The organism is Enterocloster bolteae (assembly GCF_002234575.2).
GTDB classification, from domain to species: Bacteria; Bacillota; Clostridia; order Lachnospirales; family Lachnospiraceae; genus Enterocloster; species Enterocloster bolteae.
Genome location: NZ_CP022464.2, coordinates 4,023,174 through 4,038,947 on the forward strand (window position 1 = coordinate 4,023,174; position 15,774 = coordinate 4,038,947).

Annotated in this window: 13 protein-coding genes; all 13 read right to left on the reverse strand. The window is 48.5% G+C overall.

Going from position 1 to position 15,774, the window contains the following annotated elements; genetic code table 11:
* Positions 1-58 precede the first annotated feature (58 nt).
* Positions 59-1,225: an ROK family transcriptional regulator gene (locus tag CGC65_RS18755; RefSeq protein ID WP_002564923.1), complete on the reverse strand. Its 1,167-nt coding sequence runs from the start codon at positions 1,223-1,225 to the stop codon at positions 59-61.
* A 138-nt stretch (positions 1,226-1,363) separates the two neighbouring features.
* Positions 1,364-2,893, reverse strand: a complete 1,530-nt coding sequence (gene argH / locus CGC65_RS18760; RefSeq protein ID WP_002564924.1) for an argininosuccinate lyase — start codon at positions 2,891-2,893, stop codon at positions 1,364-1,366.
* Between the two features lie 39 nt (positions 2,894-2,932).
* Positions 2,933-4,075 (reverse strand): galactonate dehydratase, encoded by a 1,143-nt coding sequence (gene dgoD, locus CGC65_RS18765; protein ID WP_002564925.1) that lies wholly within the window; start codon positions 4,073-4,075, stop codon positions 2,933-2,935.
* Between the two features lie 11 nt (positions 4,076-4,086).
* Positions 4,087-4,926 carry a carbohydrate ABC transporter permease gene (locus tag CGC65_RS18770; RefSeq protein ID WP_227124364.1) on the reverse strand — a complete coding sequence of 280 codons (840 nt, stop codon included), beginning with the start codon at positions 4,924-4,926 and terminating at the stop codon, positions 4,087-4,089.
* A 13-nt stretch (positions 4,927-4,939) separates the two neighbouring features.
* Positions 4,940-5,842, reverse strand: coding sequence for a carbohydrate ABC transporter permease (locus CGC65_RS18775; protein WP_002564927.1), 903 nt, complete (start codon positions 5,840-5,842; stop codon positions 4,940-4,942).
* Between the two features lie 72 nt (positions 5,843-5,914).
* A complete protein-coding gene (locus tag CGC65_RS18780) occupies positions 5,915-7,315 on the reverse strand; it encodes an ABC transporter substrate-binding protein (RefSeq protein WP_002564928.1) in 1,401 nt (466 codons plus the stop codon).
* Between the two features lie 24 nt (positions 7,316-7,339).
* Entirely contained in the window at positions 7,340-8,443 is a 1,104-nt protein-coding gene (locus CGC65_RS18785; RefSeq protein WP_002564929.1) for a mandelate racemase/muconate lactonizing enzyme family protein, read from the reverse strand.
* A 279-nt stretch (positions 8,444-8,722) separates the two neighbouring features.
* On the reverse strand, positions 8,723-9,823 hold the full coding sequence (locus CGC65_RS18790) for an iron-containing alcohol dehydrogenase family protein (protein WP_002564930.1): 1,101 nt from the start codon (positions 9,821-9,823) through the stop codon (positions 8,723-8,725).
* Between the two features lie 12 nt (positions 9,824-9,835).
* The gene (locus CGC65_RS18795) at positions 9,836-10,981 is read right to left on the reverse strand and encodes an amidohydrolase family protein (protein WP_002564931.1); all 1,146 of its coding nucleotides are present in this window, start codon (positions 10,979-10,981) and stop codon (positions 9,836-9,838) included.
* Positions 10,982-11,000: 19 nt separating this feature from the next.
* Complete coding sequence (locus CGC65_RS18800) at positions 11,001-12,413, reverse strand: DASS family sodium-coupled anion symporter (RefSeq protein WP_002564932.1); 1,413 nt, start codon at positions 12,411-12,413, stop codon at positions 11,001-11,003.
* A 36-nt stretch (positions 12,414-12,449) separates the two neighbouring features.
* Positions 12,450-13,766 carry a sodium/glutamate symporter gene (locus tag CGC65_RS18805; protein WP_002564933.1) on the reverse strand — a complete coding sequence of 439 codons (1,317 nt, stop codon included), beginning with the start codon at positions 13,764-13,766 and terminating at the stop codon, positions 12,450-12,452.
* A gap of 81 nt (positions 13,767-13,847) precedes the next feature.
* Positions 13,848-14,876 carry a hydroxyacid dehydrogenase gene (locus CGC65_RS18810; protein ID WP_002564934.1) on the reverse strand — a complete coding sequence of 343 codons (1,029 nt, stop codon included), beginning with the start codon at positions 14,874-14,876 and terminating at the stop codon, positions 13,848-13,850.
* Positions 14,877-14,967: 91 nt separating this feature from the next.
* The gene (locus CGC65_RS18815; RefSeq protein ID WP_007038222.1) at positions 14,968-15,669 is read right to left on the reverse strand and encodes an RraA family protein; all 702 of its coding nucleotides are present in this window, start codon (positions 15,667-15,669) and stop codon (positions 14,968-14,970) included.
* Between the last annotated feature and the right edge of the window lie 105 nt (positions 15,670-15,774).

Below are 15,774 nucleotides of genomic sequence, written 5' to 3' on the forward strand. Positions count from 1 at the left end.
TGCGGGCAGCCGGATAGAGCCATCCGGTGCCTGTCAAAAAATGAGCCTTCAAAGGGATTTATCCCTCCAGAAGACTCATGTGTTCTTTATCCAGGACCAGAAGGCATCCACCCAGGCCGAACCCGCTTTCTGCCAATAATCCTTCTCTGATTTTCACCTCTCTGCGTATGGTGTTCATCTTCCTGACATCCAGCGCGTACTGCGCATTCCTGAGAATATATGAAACGTCAAAGGACGCAGAGACCACCACTTCGGATATATCGAATAAATTGGCCACATTCACGATTCCGATACCCAGATACCTGCCGCAGGTCTCAAAAACCTGCAGGGCTGCCTTGTCCCCGCTCTCTGCCAAAGGCACCAAATCTCCTGCCTGCTTTATCTCTTTCCCTGTAAGCTCGCTATATATCCGCATCATTGCCTTCTCGCTTGTATAGAGTCCCAGGCACCCGCGGCTGCCGCATTTGCATTCCAGTCCATTTTTATCAACCGTCATATGGCCGATACGGCCTGAATTTCCCATCTCCCCCTGCATCAGGCTGCCGTCTGTCCAGATGGCCATGCCTATCCCTGAACGGATAACAATATAGAGCATATTCTGTACATCCTCAAGATGGGCCGCTTTTCTCTCCGCCCAGGAAAGAAGGTTTACATCATTGCATATATAGACCGGCTTACCCACATATCTCTGTATGATATCTCCAATGGGTACGTTCTCCCATCCCTCGATCCGTTCAAACAGCACCGAATGGTTCTGTTTATAGTCAATCACTCCCGGAATCCCCATTCCAACCCCTAAAAGCCGGCTTCTGTCAATACCTGAATCCTGAATCAAGTCATCCATCTGCTGTTTCAGCAGACGTATCATCTGGTCTTTATCTGAGTCCCTGGGATAGACACGGACGGAAAAGCAGATATTCTCACATTCCAGATTGCTGATGGCCATACGCACTTTCGGAAACTCCAGGTCGATTCCCATGGCATAGGCCGCACCAGCATTTGCGTGGTAAAGCACGGGATTTCTGCCGCCGTTGGATGTGCCGTAACCGCTTTTAACCACCAGGTTGTCCGCTGTCATTTCCTGTACCAGGCTGGTTACGGTCGGACGGCTGAGATGGGTCATATATGCTATATCTGTCATGGTGACTGCCTTATGGGACCAGATACATTCGTATACCACCTGCCTGTTGGCTTTCTTCACATCACTGAGATTATTCCCCTTCATATTCCCCCTCCTGTAACGGCCCAATGCTTTTTACATTTTTCCGTATTACCATCATCATTATATCTTGCCCCTGCTTCCAGTGTCAATAGATAAAAGGCAGCCGTTTCCTCTGTATAAAACGGCTGCCCAATATCATTATCAGAATTTGTCCAGCTTCTTTTGAATCACCTGTTTTCTCGTCTCCGCGGCCTCACGCAGCTGCTTTTTGTGCTCCTGTATCCATAACAGGTTTGCCTCAACCTCTTTTTTTGCCCTGTCAATCATGGACTTCATGGCCTTATCACCGGTTCCTCCTCTGACCTCTCTGCATTTTACAAAATGCCAGGGATTGATACACTGGGAGATGGGCGTAAAATCAAAAGCAAAAGGCTCTCCAAAGAACTCATGATAGGCAGAAGAAAAGAATTCTTCAGATATATTTTTTAAATTGTAATCCATGGTTCCCGCCTTTTTAACAAGAAAACTAACAAAGGAATGGGCCTTCCTGAATGGTATCTTATAAGAGCGGTACATTTGGTCGGCAATATCAGTAACCACGGAAAAACTTTCATAGGCCCTGCTCTCAAGCAATTCTTTGTTTACCTCCAGCGTACTGATAACTGCGCGGAACAACTGCACATTTTTTTGGAACAGCTCCAGGCAGCCAAATACACTATCCTCGATGTCTTCATAATCAGAAATATCCCCGTACGGGCTTTTCAGAAACCCGGTCAGTACCGTATCCGCCATTCCCTTCAGAACAGACAGAGAGGACCGCAGATGTTCCAATGCAATGGGATTTCTTTTCTGAGGCATAATGGAGCTTATGGAAATGTAGCCGTCCGCCACATGAATCATATTCATTTCCTGTGTTGCCCAGAGAAGCAAATCCGTAACAATCCTGCCCATATCCAAAGCACACAATCCCAACGCACTGGCTGTCTGCGTCAAATAGTCGCTGTTTCCAATGGCATCGTATGCATTCTCAATCATGCCTGAAAAACCAGCCAGCTCTGCCACCCGTTCTCTGGAAACAGGAAAACCAGTGGTCGTCACTGCGGCAGCGCCCATGGGCGACTGGTTCACTGCATCATAAGCTCTGCACAGACGTTTAAAATCACGTTCCAGCATATCCGCGGCTCCGAGAAAATAATGTCCCAATAATCCGGGCTGCGCATGCTGTGTATGGGTATGAATTACATACAAGGTGTCTTTATGCTCCTCTGCAAACAATACAATGGCATTTTTCAGATACAGGAACTGTTCCATGGCCTGCAAAAGGCCATCCCGCACCGCCATGTGGGACCATGTCACGCACATGTCATTGCGGCTCCTGGCCAGATGCAGATTGCCCGCAATACCGTCTGTCGCCTCTATCAGCTTGCTTTCCATATAAAAATACAGGTCTTCATACCGTCCATCATACACCGTATTTTTATAGAACTCCTGATCCAGTTCCCCAAGAGCCTTTAGAATAACGTTTCCACTGTTTTCATCCACAATCCCCTGTTCCATCAGCATAATCAGATGGGCTTCATTTATTGCCTGAATATAGGGAAGCATCCGGTTTTTAGCTCTCTCATAGCCAGGTTCCAGCTCCATGGCAACCAGTGCCTTCCCTGGGTATTTCATCCCTTCCTGTTCCAGCGTCTGCTTTCTTAATTCCGTATATGTCTCTGGCAGCCTCATGCCCCTTATGCCCTCCTCTTTCATCTTTTCATAATATACTTACTGGTCTGCCACAGCTCCGTCCTCCCGCAGCTTTGTCACATATAAACGCGGCTTGTACGGATAGTCATTCATGGCCGATTCATTTAGCTCTATTCCGATTCCAGGTCCCTCCGGCACGGTCAGATAGCCGTCCTTCAGAGTAAGAGTGGATTTTACTATCCTATTTTTAGGCGCACTGTCCTCGCCCAGCGGATATTCCTGAATCGCAAAGTTTGGTATGGCCGCAGCCAATTGGATGCAGGCCGCCGTACTGACCGGACTCAGGGGGTTATGGGGCACCACCAGAACTCCCCTGGCTTCCGCCAGGGCCGCAATCTTTTTGGCCTGTGTTATTCCGCCGCACAGGCACACATCCGGGCGTATGTACTGGCATGCATTACGTGAAAGAAGCATTCCAAATTCCTCTAAAGTGTGGAGCCTTTCACCTGTGGCGATGGGAATATGTATTTTATCAGCTACTTTTTCCATATCATCAAAATTGTCAGGTCTCACCGGATCTTCAAAAAACATGGGTCTGGCCTGTTCTATTTCCCTTCCCAGCGCAATTGCTTCCGGCACATTTAACTGTCTGTGTATTTCAATACAAAGGTCTACCTCATTTCCCACCGCCTCCCTGTATTGATAGACGCGTTCAGACGCATTGCTTATTTTAGCGGCAAAGCTTTCAAGAGGCATGATTTCCCTGCGGTCCGAATCCACAAAGGGCGTCAGATGCCCTACTGCTGTAAATCCGCGGGCTTTGGCATTCCTGCATCCCCGGATCAGTTCTTCTCCGGTGGATCCGAATACATGATAATAGACCCTGGCTTTATGCCGTACTTTTCCCCCCAACAGCTCATAGCATGGGACACCGTAATATTTGCCCTTTATGTCCCACAGGGCAATATCAATTGCTGACAGCGCTCCCATGATGGCAGCTCCCCTAAAGTGGTAACACCGGTACATATACTGCCAGTGGTGCTCTATCAAAAGAGGATTCTGTCCTATCAGATACCGTTTGAAGGTCTCCACCACTGCCTCTGAGGCTTCTAAGAAGGCCCATGCCCCGGATTCGCCCACACCCGATATACCCTCATCCGTATCCACCCGTACAAACATATATTGATCAATCAACCGCGTGCTTACATCTGTTATCTTCATCCTTACTCCTCCTATCCTTTTACGGAACCGCTGGTAAGACCTCCCACCAGATACTTCTGGGCAAACAGCGCAAACAAAAAGGAAGGTATGCATACAATCATGGAGGCTGCCAGCACATCCCCCTGCAGCATGCTGTCTCTGGAACTAAAGTCCGCGATTACCACTGGCAATGTTTTCTTTGACTCATCAATTAACAGCGTGTTGGCCAGCAGGAAGTTATTCCAGATGCCGATAAACGTCATGATGCCGCTGGCCGCAAGCCCTGGCAATGCCACAGGAAGGAATATATGCCAGAGTGTCTGGATTTTTGCCAGACCATCTATCTCCGCTGCTTCAATCAGGTCTGACGGGATGGTTTCAAAATAGGACTGCATGGTCCATATACAGATAGGCAGTTCAAATGCAATGTAACACAGAATCAGCCCTTTGTATGTGTTAATCAATCCCATCTTGGACATCATCAGATAAATAGGTATGATAATTAAGATCTGCGGAAACATATATACAAATAATACCATTTTGCTGAATGTCTCTTTCATCCGGTACTCATATGCCTTATAGCTGAATGCGGCCAGGCATGCAACTGCCAGTGTAAGAATGGTGGAAACCACCGTAATAAAAATACTGTTCCACAGGAAACGGGCAATTCCAAATTCCGTAAATACCTTCTTCACAAAATACAGGGAATATGTTTGAGGAAGGATGGAAGGCGGAAGCTTGGTTACGGTCTGAGGACTTTGCAGTGCCGAAACCACCAGCCAGTATACGGGAAATATAATTGGTATTACCACTGCCACTGCCAGAATATGTATTCCAATCAGTTTCAGAAGCTTGCTGTTTTTTCTGTTCACATGTCCACCCCCATTAGCCATACAGCTTATCCTGCCGCTTTTTCAGTATGAAATAAATTGCTGCAAATATAATTAAAATCACAAATAGAATCATGGTTATGGCAGAGCCCTCTCCCATTCTGTAACTGCTGAACGCTCTCCTGTATGCATAAATAGGAGTTGTCTGCGTGGCCTCAGCCGGTCCGCCTCCTGTCATGACCCATGGCAAATCATAGAAATTAAATGTCCATATGAATCTCAGGATTCCTGATACCATGACAACAGGCATCAAAAGCGGCAATGTGATCTTACAAAACCGGTTCCAGCCATTTGCCCCGTCAATCTGTCCCGCTTCATATAAGTCAGAAGGAATCCCCTGCAGGCCCGCAAGGAACATGGTTATAAGCATAGGCACGCCGCGCCAGACATTGGCCAGTATAAGGATAAACATGGCTGTATGTTCATTGGCGATCCACGCTACGGGTTCTTTTAACACATGCAGATCTATTAATATATAATTCATGATCCCGTAAATGTCATGAAACATCCACCTGAATATCATGGCAACCGCTACCGTGGGCACCAGCCACGGCATTATCACCAGTCCTCTGAACAGCCCCTTAAAACGCAGGTCCGGATGATTCAAAAGGATGGCAATGGCCAGCCCTAATACAACCTGCGGTATAAGTGAGCCAAAGGTAAAGATAAGCGACCGTCCCACTGCCTGCCAGAATGAGGCATCTTGTAATATCTTTATATAGTTTGCTATCCCGACAAAGTTCATGACCGGTTTTCTGACGCTGTAGCCTGTAAAACTCATTACAAGAGCATAGAGCATCGGATACACCACAATTCCAAATATAATCAGAATAGCCGGCATATAAAGCAAGGTTCCCTGAGTACTCGTCCTGTTTTTCTTTTTCCTGTTACCAGACATCCGGTATCCACCCCCTTTTAGACAGAGTGGATATTCTGCTGTGTCTGCTCAGAATATCCACTCCCAAAATGATTATAACAGTTTCTCCAGTTCGCCCACAATATAATCCACTGCCTGGTCCGCACTATACCCATCTGAAAGCATCTTAATCAGGCCATTGCCCAGAATACACTGGGATTCAAACTCGCCGGCGCCCGGGAACGGTCCATTGACCATGCCTAAACCATTGGATGTTGACAGAATATCAAGCGCCATATCCGGTACCATTTCTTTCAGATTGTCAGGAAGATTTTCCTGATATTTGGTGTTCTGGAAGAGATCTTCCTTGGCTGGGAACATGGCATATGGATAGCTGAGATAAAAGTCAACCATGTTATCACCTGTAAACATATATCTCACAAAATCCTTTGCCAGTCCTGTATTGCCGTCGGAAGAAATACTCAATCCAACCCATCCCTGTCCGGAACCTGTCTTTTTTCTTCCGGGTATTTTAAAATAAGATACATCATCCATGTCATCAGGGGCAACGGACTGCAGTGTATAGTAAATTTCAGGTGTGTCGATTCGGCTCATCACAGTACCGCCTGCCACCATTTCCCTGACATTTGTCTGTGTATAACCCACGGTTCCCTCCGGCGCGCAGTCCTTCACTAATTTGTAGAGGTAGTCATAGGTTTCCACCATGGCGGCCCGGCTTTCATCGTCCAGGTCAATATACCACTCACCATTTTCATCCACATTTAAAAGGTCCACATCATTGGCCTGCAGGAAACTCCAAATCGTTTTCCAGGCATGGAGGTCTCCCAAAGGCAGGGCAAAACCATATCTGTCCTTGGATGGGTCTGTCACGGCCTTACACATATCGTAATACTCTTCCCAGGTTGTGGGCAGAGTCTCGATACCGGCCTCTTTCAGCCAGCTGTCCCTGTAATAAGCCACATAAGGAGTGATATAAAGAGGAACAGAATATAATCCATCCTCATACGCACCTTGAACTGATAAGGATGTACTTAAAAACGCATCCTTTCCCCCTATTTCCTCCACAAGGTCAGATAGCTCCAGCAGGCCTCCCGTACCAGCCAAGGACTGGGGATACCCCGTTCCTGTCACCATAATATCCGGTGCGTTTCCTGCCATAATAGCTGATACAATTTTGTCCATGGCCCCGCTCCATGGCATGACTGTAATGTTAATCTGTGTTCCCGGATTCTGTTCCATATAAGAATCTGCCAGCTTCTGCAGTTCATCGGCCCTCTCTTGCTGTGTCAGCATGGACCACATCTCAATGGTTCCTGTCGCTTCCTCTGCAGATTCTGCCTGGGCGGAATCTGCATTCTCCGCGTTGTTTTCTGATACCTTTACCTCTTGTGCATCCTTTGTACCGGAGTCAGCGCTCTGTCCGCATCCTGCCGCAGCCATCATGACGGCTGCTCCCATAATAACCCCCAGTATCCGTTTCCCTTTCTTTGTCATTTTTGTACCTCCCATCATTTTTTATTATTTATCATCAGAAGAATACGTACAGTATGGACGTATTCTCTCATATTCAATCTCCACCCCTAACCCCGGCGCCTGGGGAACCATGATCTGCCCCAATTCGTTCAGCCTGATAGGTTCCGGAAACATATCTTTTAGCAGTGCGTTTGTATTATTGTCGTAATATTCCGCAATCAGGCCGTTGGGAACAGAAGCTACCAGATGTGCGTGTATCTCCTGGTCTCCGTGAGGTGCCAGCAGCACATGGGACGACATAGCTAAATCAGCTACCTTCTTCCACTCTGTAATGCCGCCCAGCACCTGGGCATCTGCATTCAGCACCTGGGCTGCATTTGCCTCTATTAACTGTTTAAATCCCCATCTGGTATACTCATTCTCCCCAATGGCAATGGGTATGTCCAGTTTTCTTTGAAGCTCAGCACAGCCCTCGATATCATCCGGTGATAAAGGCTCCTCAAACCAGTATATGTTCCTGCGCTCCAGCTCCCTTCCCATTTTCAGAGCATCTATCCGGTTATATGCATTATTCGCATCTACCAGTAAATGTATATCCGGCCCAACCGCATCCCGTACCGCGTCCACGCGTTCCAAATCTTCCTTAATAGATACGCCTCCTATTTTCATCTTTACGGCCTTTGCTCCCCGCTTCAGGTTTTCCTTCATTTCGCTCTGGAGCATATCCCATCCTTTTCCCTCTTCATAATAACCGCCTGCTATGTAAGCCGGTATCCGGTCGGCATATCCTCCCATCATCTGGCAAACGCTTCTGCCCGCCACCTTACCTTTTATGTCCCAAAGGGCTATGTCGATGCCGCTGATTGCCCGAGTAGCAAGCCCCTTTCTTCCATATACTTTAGGAAGATACATCCGTTCCCAAATCCGCTCTACGTTAAAGGGATCCTGGCCTATGACCCTGTCTTTTAAACTCAGCATTGCCTTTATCACCATATCAGAGCCATGGACCCATCCAACACCGTTTACCCCCTCATCCGTTACTACCTCGCATATTACGATTTCAGTTGCAGGATATGTATATTTGCCGTTCCGAATCGGATTTTTGTAGGCAGCGGAATATGCGTGAATCCTGATATCTGTAATTATCATTTCGGACCTCCCATTTATTATGCATTTTGTATGTTTTACTATTCTTATTCCTTTTTCTATTAACACTATATCACTACGCCACACTTTATGTCAATAACTTTTGTAAAATTTATTTACAAAATTATTTTAAATAACTTTTACAGTCAAAAATGGCAATTGTCCCTGGGTTTATGCTCTGCTTCGTGCTGTTATTGGGCGGCTGTTCCAATGTACAGGGGAAAACAAAAAAAAAATACCGGGAAGTTCAGAATCTTCCCGGTACGTTTAAATATTATATTTTCATTCAGACAGTTTCCTTATGCTTTCATGCAGCATCCCCAGCCCCTTTTCCGTCCTCTCCACATACGGCGAATCAGCAAGATACTGTTCCAGTATCAGAAGGTTAGCCTCCGTTGCCTCCACCCCCAGTTCCCTTAAGGACAGAGGCATATCCAGATGTCTCATGAACTCCTTCAAGTTCTCCATCTCCCCTCCCAGGCCATTATAGTGAAGCTGGACAAACAATCCCACTGCCACTATTTCCCCGTGAAGGGCCTGCCTTGCCTCCCTGGTAAAACAGGTTCTGATTCCGTAGTATATCATATGGGCCAGGGCCGACTGGTTAAAGCTCCTTGTAATGTTAGAGATAATGCCTGTGACCGCAATGTTGATGTAGGTGACATACTCCACTGCCTTTGTCACCGTCCCCCGCCTTATATCCTCTATGGCCTGGTGTCCATACCGCTCCAGCAAATCATAGGCAAATTCAGACATCCTGTACGCTGTATATAAATCAAAGGCAGCCGTATCCGGCTCCATGGCAGGCCTGCCGTTAAGCATCTCTATCTTCTTTGCCATGGCGTCCAGTATTCCGGCCGCCGCGTAGCGGCAGGGGCACCCGGAGATCACATCCAGGTCCACATATACCCCATCTGTTTCATATTCATATCTCCAATTGTCCTTCATGGCTCCCTGGGGCGTATACATGACGCTCATGGCTGTAAAGGCGGCGCAGGTGGCAATGGAGGTAGGGATATTGATAACGCCCACTCCCGCTTTTCCGGCCACTGCCTTTGACAAGTCCATGATGACGCCGCCCCCAATGCCCACCACTTCGTCGCATCCCGCGTCCAGACATTTTTTACCGAGGGCTTCCGCCGCCTCATAACTGCATACACCGTCATAAATCTCAGCAACAAACTCCACTCCGGCCTCTGTAAGACCGGGAAGCAGCCGGTCCTTTACAGCGTCAAAAGCCCTGGGACCGGACACAATGTAAGCCTTTTTTCCAAACCGCCTTATCTCCTGTCCGCAGTGTTCCAGTACGCCCCTGCCCTGGCGATACCTTCCTGCACCGAATTTGACAGCGCTGTCCATCCCATTGTTTATCCCGTTTCCCATCACAGTATCCACTTATACCCAATCCTCATAAATATAATCCGGGGCACAATACATGATTTGCCCGTCCTTTACCGTCATCTCGGGTTTCAGCAGTTTATCCGCGGTAAAGGCAGTCCCCTTCCAGTCCTTATAGGTCTGTTTGAAATCCATCCACCGGAAGATGGCCACATCCGCCCTGGCCCCTTCCGACAGGCATCCAATCTCTCCCTGCATTTTCATCAGTCCGGCCGGGCGCTCTGTGGCCATGCTGACCACCTGGCTCATGGGGATTCCCATACAGATATACCGGGACATCAGGTTTGGCAGTGAAAAAATGGGGCGTCTGAACATACTTCCCAACACCAGGTCCGTACTGCACATATCCGCAATAAATCCCTGTTCCTTGGCCTTAAGCATGACGTCAAAATCACCGTGCTTCCTTCCCTCTGCCGTGTCAAAGATAATTCCCCGTTTCCTGGCTTCCCTGACACAGTCGTACAATTTGCCGTTTTCATCAATGATCGTGTTCTTCACTCCCTGGTATACATGTTCAAAGATATCTCCGGGACGCAGAACCTTAAGCACCTCACTGGTGGGTACCGGGATGTTGGTGCAGTGAACCTCCACCGGACAGCCTGCCATGCCGGCTATACGGACCGTTTCCTTTAACGGCTCAATGCCCAGTCCCTCTGCCAGTTCTTCACTCTGGCGTATTTTAAGCCCCAGGATATTGTCCTGATTGTCATGGTACATACGGACAATCTTTTCCGGGTTGAAAAATTTCGGATTGATACACTCATGATAGCTGGTTGTGGTCAGCCCTGCGGAACACACCTGAAGGAAGCTCTTGATGGTAACCCTGCTCCTGGCAATCACTGCCGACCTGAAGATTGGATAATTGGCAACGCCGGCCGAAAAATCTATGGCAGACGTGACTCCTGTGGGCAGATAGGCCACATCCGGATATATGCCGATCTCCGTTCCTTCCTGGAACATATGGGCATGGGCGTCAATCAGTCCGGGAAACACATATCTTCCCGCGGCGTCCACCACATGCCTTGCCGGCTCCCCTTCCTCATATCTGGTGATTCTGCCGTTATAAATCGCTATGTTTCCTACCTGATCGGTCCGGTTGGCCGGGTCAATCACATGTCCGTTCTTAATCAATAAATCTAACATTCTACCACCTCCGGGTATCTTACCAAAGACCAATGAGTTTCCAATAAGGAAGGCCAATCAAAAAGAAAATAACAAGGGCCATTGCCACCATGATGGTGCCCACTCTCCAGAAGTCCTTCTGGGGCACATAGTCCGACGCAAAGGTTATAAGGCCGGCTCCGTTTCCATAATGGGTAAGGAGGGCTCCAAAGCTGGCGAAAAATGCAAGCAGCAGTCCCACCACCATAGGGTTTGCCTTTGTATTCACTGCAAGGGAGAACAGCACCGGATAAAAGGATGCCACAAACGCGCTGTTGGAGACAAAGAAATAGCGCACCGCCAGGCTGACCAGCACCAGAATCACGGTTACTGCCATGCCGTTCATCTGGGAAAGATCCAGCACAACACCCAGCTGGTCTGCCAGCCATGTATAAAATCCGGCTGATGACAGGGCTGAGGCAATGCCATAGAAAGCGCCGTACCAGATAAAGATACTCCAGGCCCCTTTGGCAGCCATTACATCATTCCAGTCCAGCACATCCAGAAGCAGAACAAGTGCCAGGAACACAAAGCCCACCACCTGCATGCTCAGGTTGACAACCGGAAGCTTCGGTCCGAACATCCATCCCAGAATGGCAAGGAGGAACAGGACAAACAGTTTCTTCTCAGCAGATGTAACAGCTCCCAGCTCCTTTAACCCCTTTTGCGCAAGCGGCTTGATGTCATCCAGGGATTTGAGTTCAGGCGGATAGATTTTGTAAATCACATAGGGAGCCAGCAGCAAAAACAGGCCTACCGGTACAATGGATGCCAGAAACCAGGTTCCCCAGGTAAGGGTAATTCCCAACATCTCGGTAATCAGGGACACGGTTATGGCATTGGTGGCCATACCGGTCAGGAACAGGGCTGATGTTCCCTGAGAGCTTGCGTACATGAGTACGGTCAGATAGGCGCCCAGCTTTCTGGGTGCATTCTTGGCGCTTGAACCGGTGCCCTCCGCAATATTCTGGAAAATAGGATAAATAATGCTTGTCCTGGAAGAGTTGGAACCGGTTGCCGGGCTTAATACAAGGTCTGTAAATACCATAATGTAGCCCAGACTCAGGGTATTCTTGCCGGACTTAAGCAGCAGATTATAGGCAATACGCCTGCCCAGCCCCGTCTTTACAAACGCAGTACAGACAATGGTTACCATAGCGATAAACCATGCCATATTATTCCCATATCCCTTTAGCAGGATGGATGTATCCATGAACATGGCTGCAATGCCCACGATAATCAGAGTAATGATCGGCTCTGAAAATGGTTTGATTACCAGTCCCAGCAGCAGCCCCAGGTACAGCGCCACAATATGCCAGGTCTCCACTTCCAATCCGGCCGGCGCCGGTATGTTCCAGATAGCAATTGTTACGGCAGCTATGAGGAATAGTTTTAAAAACCGTTTCTTTTCCATATATATCCTCCATATGTTCCAATCAGCCGGCAGTTTCTACCGGCGTTTCCTTCTGTTAAAAAACACAAAACCAGTCACGGCAAACCCAATCATCATGACAAAACCCACTCCGAATGTCAGTGCGATTCCATTCATGAGCCACACAGGCGTCAGGCCCACGTATATATCCTTCCATGACATGATGGTGGAATAGACACCATGGGTATCTCCCGCCCCTGACTGGGAGTCCGGATCGATTGCGCGCACCAGGGCCAGCCCGGTGGATGTGTTGCCGGTGGCAGCCCCAAAGGCCATACATGCCTTTTCAAACCATTCATCCTTACAGAAACGGTAAGACAAGTAAAAAATCAGGGGGACCGTCAATCCGCAGATAGTAACCGTATATATCAGGACAGGCGCTATATAGGTAGAGACAAACTCCAGATTCAGTGTTGCCATGGCTGTAAACACCACGATTTCCAGAAAGAATCCACTGAGCATCTTAACTGTCTTTATGTCCACATACCGGTCCAGCTTCGTCATCTTAAGTATCTTCCACAGGATGGCTCCTCCAAACACGCCGTGGAGCACACCCGGTAATTTTGTAAAAAAGGGAATGCAGGTTCCAAGGAAATGGAAAATGGTCCTTCCCAGAAACAGTGCTGCCAGCAGCCATGATATCTGAAGCGCCAGATGGTTGATGCTGATGGCGGTTGTCACTGTATGGCCGGAAGCAGCCCGTTTTTCCTGGGGCAGAGTCCCGCCGTAAAAATAGGAAGGCTGTTTCTTTGGCTCCTTTACATATGTACCCCATCCTTTTCTGATCCCATAATTGACCATGGCCATTCCCACAACCATGGCAAATATAAGGCCAAAGGTAGACAGCACCATTCCCACTGCCATGTTGCCGTCCACGCCCAGCTTCTGAAAAGCAGATGCCGCGGCAGCGGCTGTTCCGTGGCCTCCATGGAATGAGAAAACGCCCATGACGCCCCATCCCTGGGGAAGTCCGGTCCATATCTTTGACAGAACCCAGCCCAGGCCTACACCCAGGCACATCTGCATCCCGTAGGAGGTCATGGTTACACAGGAGTAATCCAGATAGGAACTGATCTTCTCCCGGTTGAAATTAACCCCGAACACAAGGGACGCCATGACAATGTCAATGAGCACACCGGGCAGTTCATGGAAGCTTTCCGGCACCGCAATGATACCCATGGCCTGATGGCCCAGGAGAAGCAGAAGCAGTCCGCCAATCAGGGACGAGGGCAGGAACAGCTTCTGTACCGGCTTAAAGATCTCCCGGATGAAAAAACCAGCCAGCATAAAAACCGCCAATATTAACATATCATTGCATAAAGATGACACTGTCATGATAAATCCCCCGTTTTTCTTTTCTGTCTTCTCCTGTAATTTCAAGCTTTATTATAGCATGAAACTCTGTCCTGCCATGATTTAAAAGTCAAACATACCGGAACTTTTCTTATTTGGCTTTTTCGTGTCTGTATAAGTCGGCGCAGTCACATAATCAATATCATTGATTGGCCAGGTAGGTTCCTTCCCCTCATAGACCTCCTGTACTCCCATGGCCGCAAAATAGGACGCCCTGTGCGCTGCCTCCATTGTGTTTCCTCCAATGTGTGGGTAAATGATTACATTGTCCAGGGTCAGAAGAGGATTGGCAGGATCCACCGGCTCCTTCTGGATGGCATCCAGTCCCGCACCTGCAATGGTTTTATTCTTACATGCCTCGTACAGATCCTGCTCCACAACACAGCCGCCCCTTGCCGTATTAATCAGGAAAGCGGTCGGCTTCATCATTTCCAGACGCTCCTTGTTTACCATACCGCGGGTAATTGGGGTATTCGGCACATGCAGGGAAACGTAATCGCTCTCCTTGAAAATCCGATCCAGGTCCCTTACCACCTCAACTCCCTCCGGGAATTCATCCGCTTTCTTATATGGGTCATAGGCCAGGACATTCATTTCCATGCCAAGCGCTCGCACGGCCAGACGGCTTCCGATATTTCCGCATCCGATGATACCCACTGTCTTGCCGTTTACTGTAGTCTTTCTGGTCTTAAGCTTTGCCTTGTAGTAATCCTGAACCCATATTTTCCTCAGTTCAATCACATTGCGGCTGCATTCCAGCATCAGAAGCATGGCTGTCTCTGCCACTGAGGTGCTGTTTGCCACCGGCGCGTACAGGGTCTGTACCCCGTTGTCATGGCATGCCTTTACATCCAGTGCGTCAAATCCTGCACCGTGGCGTACCACCACCTTCAGGTTGGGGTTGGCCTCGATTACTTCCCTGGTGATTGGCGTAATACGCACAATCATTGCATCCGGCCGGTGCTCCTTCATATCAGCCAGCACGTCCTCTGTCTCAAAGCCGCGTCCCCTAATCAGGGTATGTCCTGCATCCACTAATAACTGCTCACCTTCATCCATGATTTCCTGTGGTAATAAAATCTTCCATCCCATGTTCTTATCCCTCCCTGTGAATTTTCTTTTATAATATGTGATTTACATTTATATACGTAAGGTTTGGGGCACCAAATCAATTTACGATTGATTATGGCCTGTAAACATCGTCAATAATTTCAAATCCCTTTGCCTCCAGCGCCTTGTCCACCCACTCACGTTTGGCTGTGCCGTTTTTGGAAGCTTCCAGCTTGGCCTCATCTGCTGCCTGGAATTTCCTGGCTTCCTCCAGAATGACCGCTGCGTCCTTGCGCGGAATGACGATGACACCGTCCGGATCTGCCAGGATGATGTCGCCCGGGTTCACACTGATTCCTCCGCAGGCTATTGGTACATTGACCTCGCCCGGTCCCTCCTTGTAAGGACCGCCCGGGGTGGTTCCCGTACAGTAAACCGGAAAATCCCATTTGCCAATCTCGTCGATGTCGCGGATTGGACCGTCCAGAACAATGCCCGCCACCTTCTTTGTATACCGCAGATATGCCATCATGACCTCGCCAATCAGGGCTCTTGTACTGTCCTCCTCATTGGAAACCACAATCACATCCCCCTCATTGCACATGCTGAGGGCTGCGTGCAGGGCCAGATTGTCACCCGCCCTGCATTTAACCGTGTAGGCAGGTCCCACCATCATCTGCGCCTTTGGGCTGCTGACCAGGCGGATGCGCGGGTTCATGGCACAGCTCCTTCCCATGACATCCGCTGTGTTGGAGGCCGGTATGGACTTAAACTGGTTCATTACCTCCATGTCCGGCATCTCTCTTTTTAGATAAATACGTTTCCCTACTGACATAACATTACCTTCCTTTCTTACCAAACACTTGACTCCTTACGAGTTTTTTGTTGTAATTTTCCTTAAAACCATTTGCTTTCCTGATAGTTTTATTGTAATATATAG

What these genes read in the sequence shown, in the direction of transcription:
- CGC65_RS18780 (WP_002564928.1), bottom strand. Translation starts at nt 7,315, where the DNA reads ATGACAAAGAAAGGGAAACGGATACTGGGGGTTATTATGGGAGCAGCC.
- CGC65_RS18755 (WP_002564923.1), bottom strand. Translation starts at nt 1,225, where the DNA reads ATGAAGGGGAATAATCTCAGTGATGTGAAGAAAGCCAACAGGCAGGTG.
- CGC65_RS18805 (WP_002564933.1), bottom strand. Translation starts at nt 13,766, where the DNA reads ATGACAGTGTCATCTTTATGCAATGATATGTTAATATTGGCGGTTTTT.
- argH (WP_002564924.1), bottom strand. Translation starts at nt 2,893, where the DNA reads ATGAGGCTGCCAGAGACATATACGGAATTAAGAAAGCAGACGCTGGAA.
- CGC65_RS18795 (WP_002564931.1), bottom strand. Translation starts at nt 10,981, where the DNA reads ATGTTAGATTTATTGATTAAGAACGGACATGTGATTGACCCGGCCAAC.
- CGC65_RS18815 (WP_007038222.1), bottom strand. Translation starts at nt 15,669, where the DNA reads ATGTCAGTAGGGAAACGTATTTATCTAAAAAGAGAGATGCCGGACATG.
- CGC65_RS18785 (WP_002564929.1), bottom strand. Translation starts at nt 8,443, where the DNA reads ATGATAATTACAGATATCAGGATTCACGCATATTCCGCTGCCTACAAA.
- dgoD (WP_002564925.1), bottom strand. Translation starts at nt 4,075, where the DNA reads ATGAAGATAACAGATGTAAGCACGCGGTTGATTGATCAATATATGTTT.
- CGC65_RS18790 (WP_002564930.1), bottom strand. Translation starts at nt 9,823, where the DNA reads ATGGGAAACGGGATAAACAATGGGATGGACAGCGCTGTCAAATTCGGT.
- CGC65_RS18810 (WP_002564934.1), bottom strand. Translation starts at nt 14,876, where the DNA reads ATGGGATGGAAGATTTTATTACCACAGGAAATCATGGATGAAGGTGAG.
- CGC65_RS18800 (WP_002564932.1), bottom strand. Translation starts at nt 12,413, where the DNA reads ATGGAAAAGAAACGGTTTTTAAAACTATTCCTCATAGCTGCCGTAACA.
- CGC65_RS18775 (WP_002564927.1), bottom strand. Translation starts at nt 5,842, where the DNA reads ATGTCTGGTAACAGGAAAAAGAAAAACAGGACGAGTACTCAGGGAACC.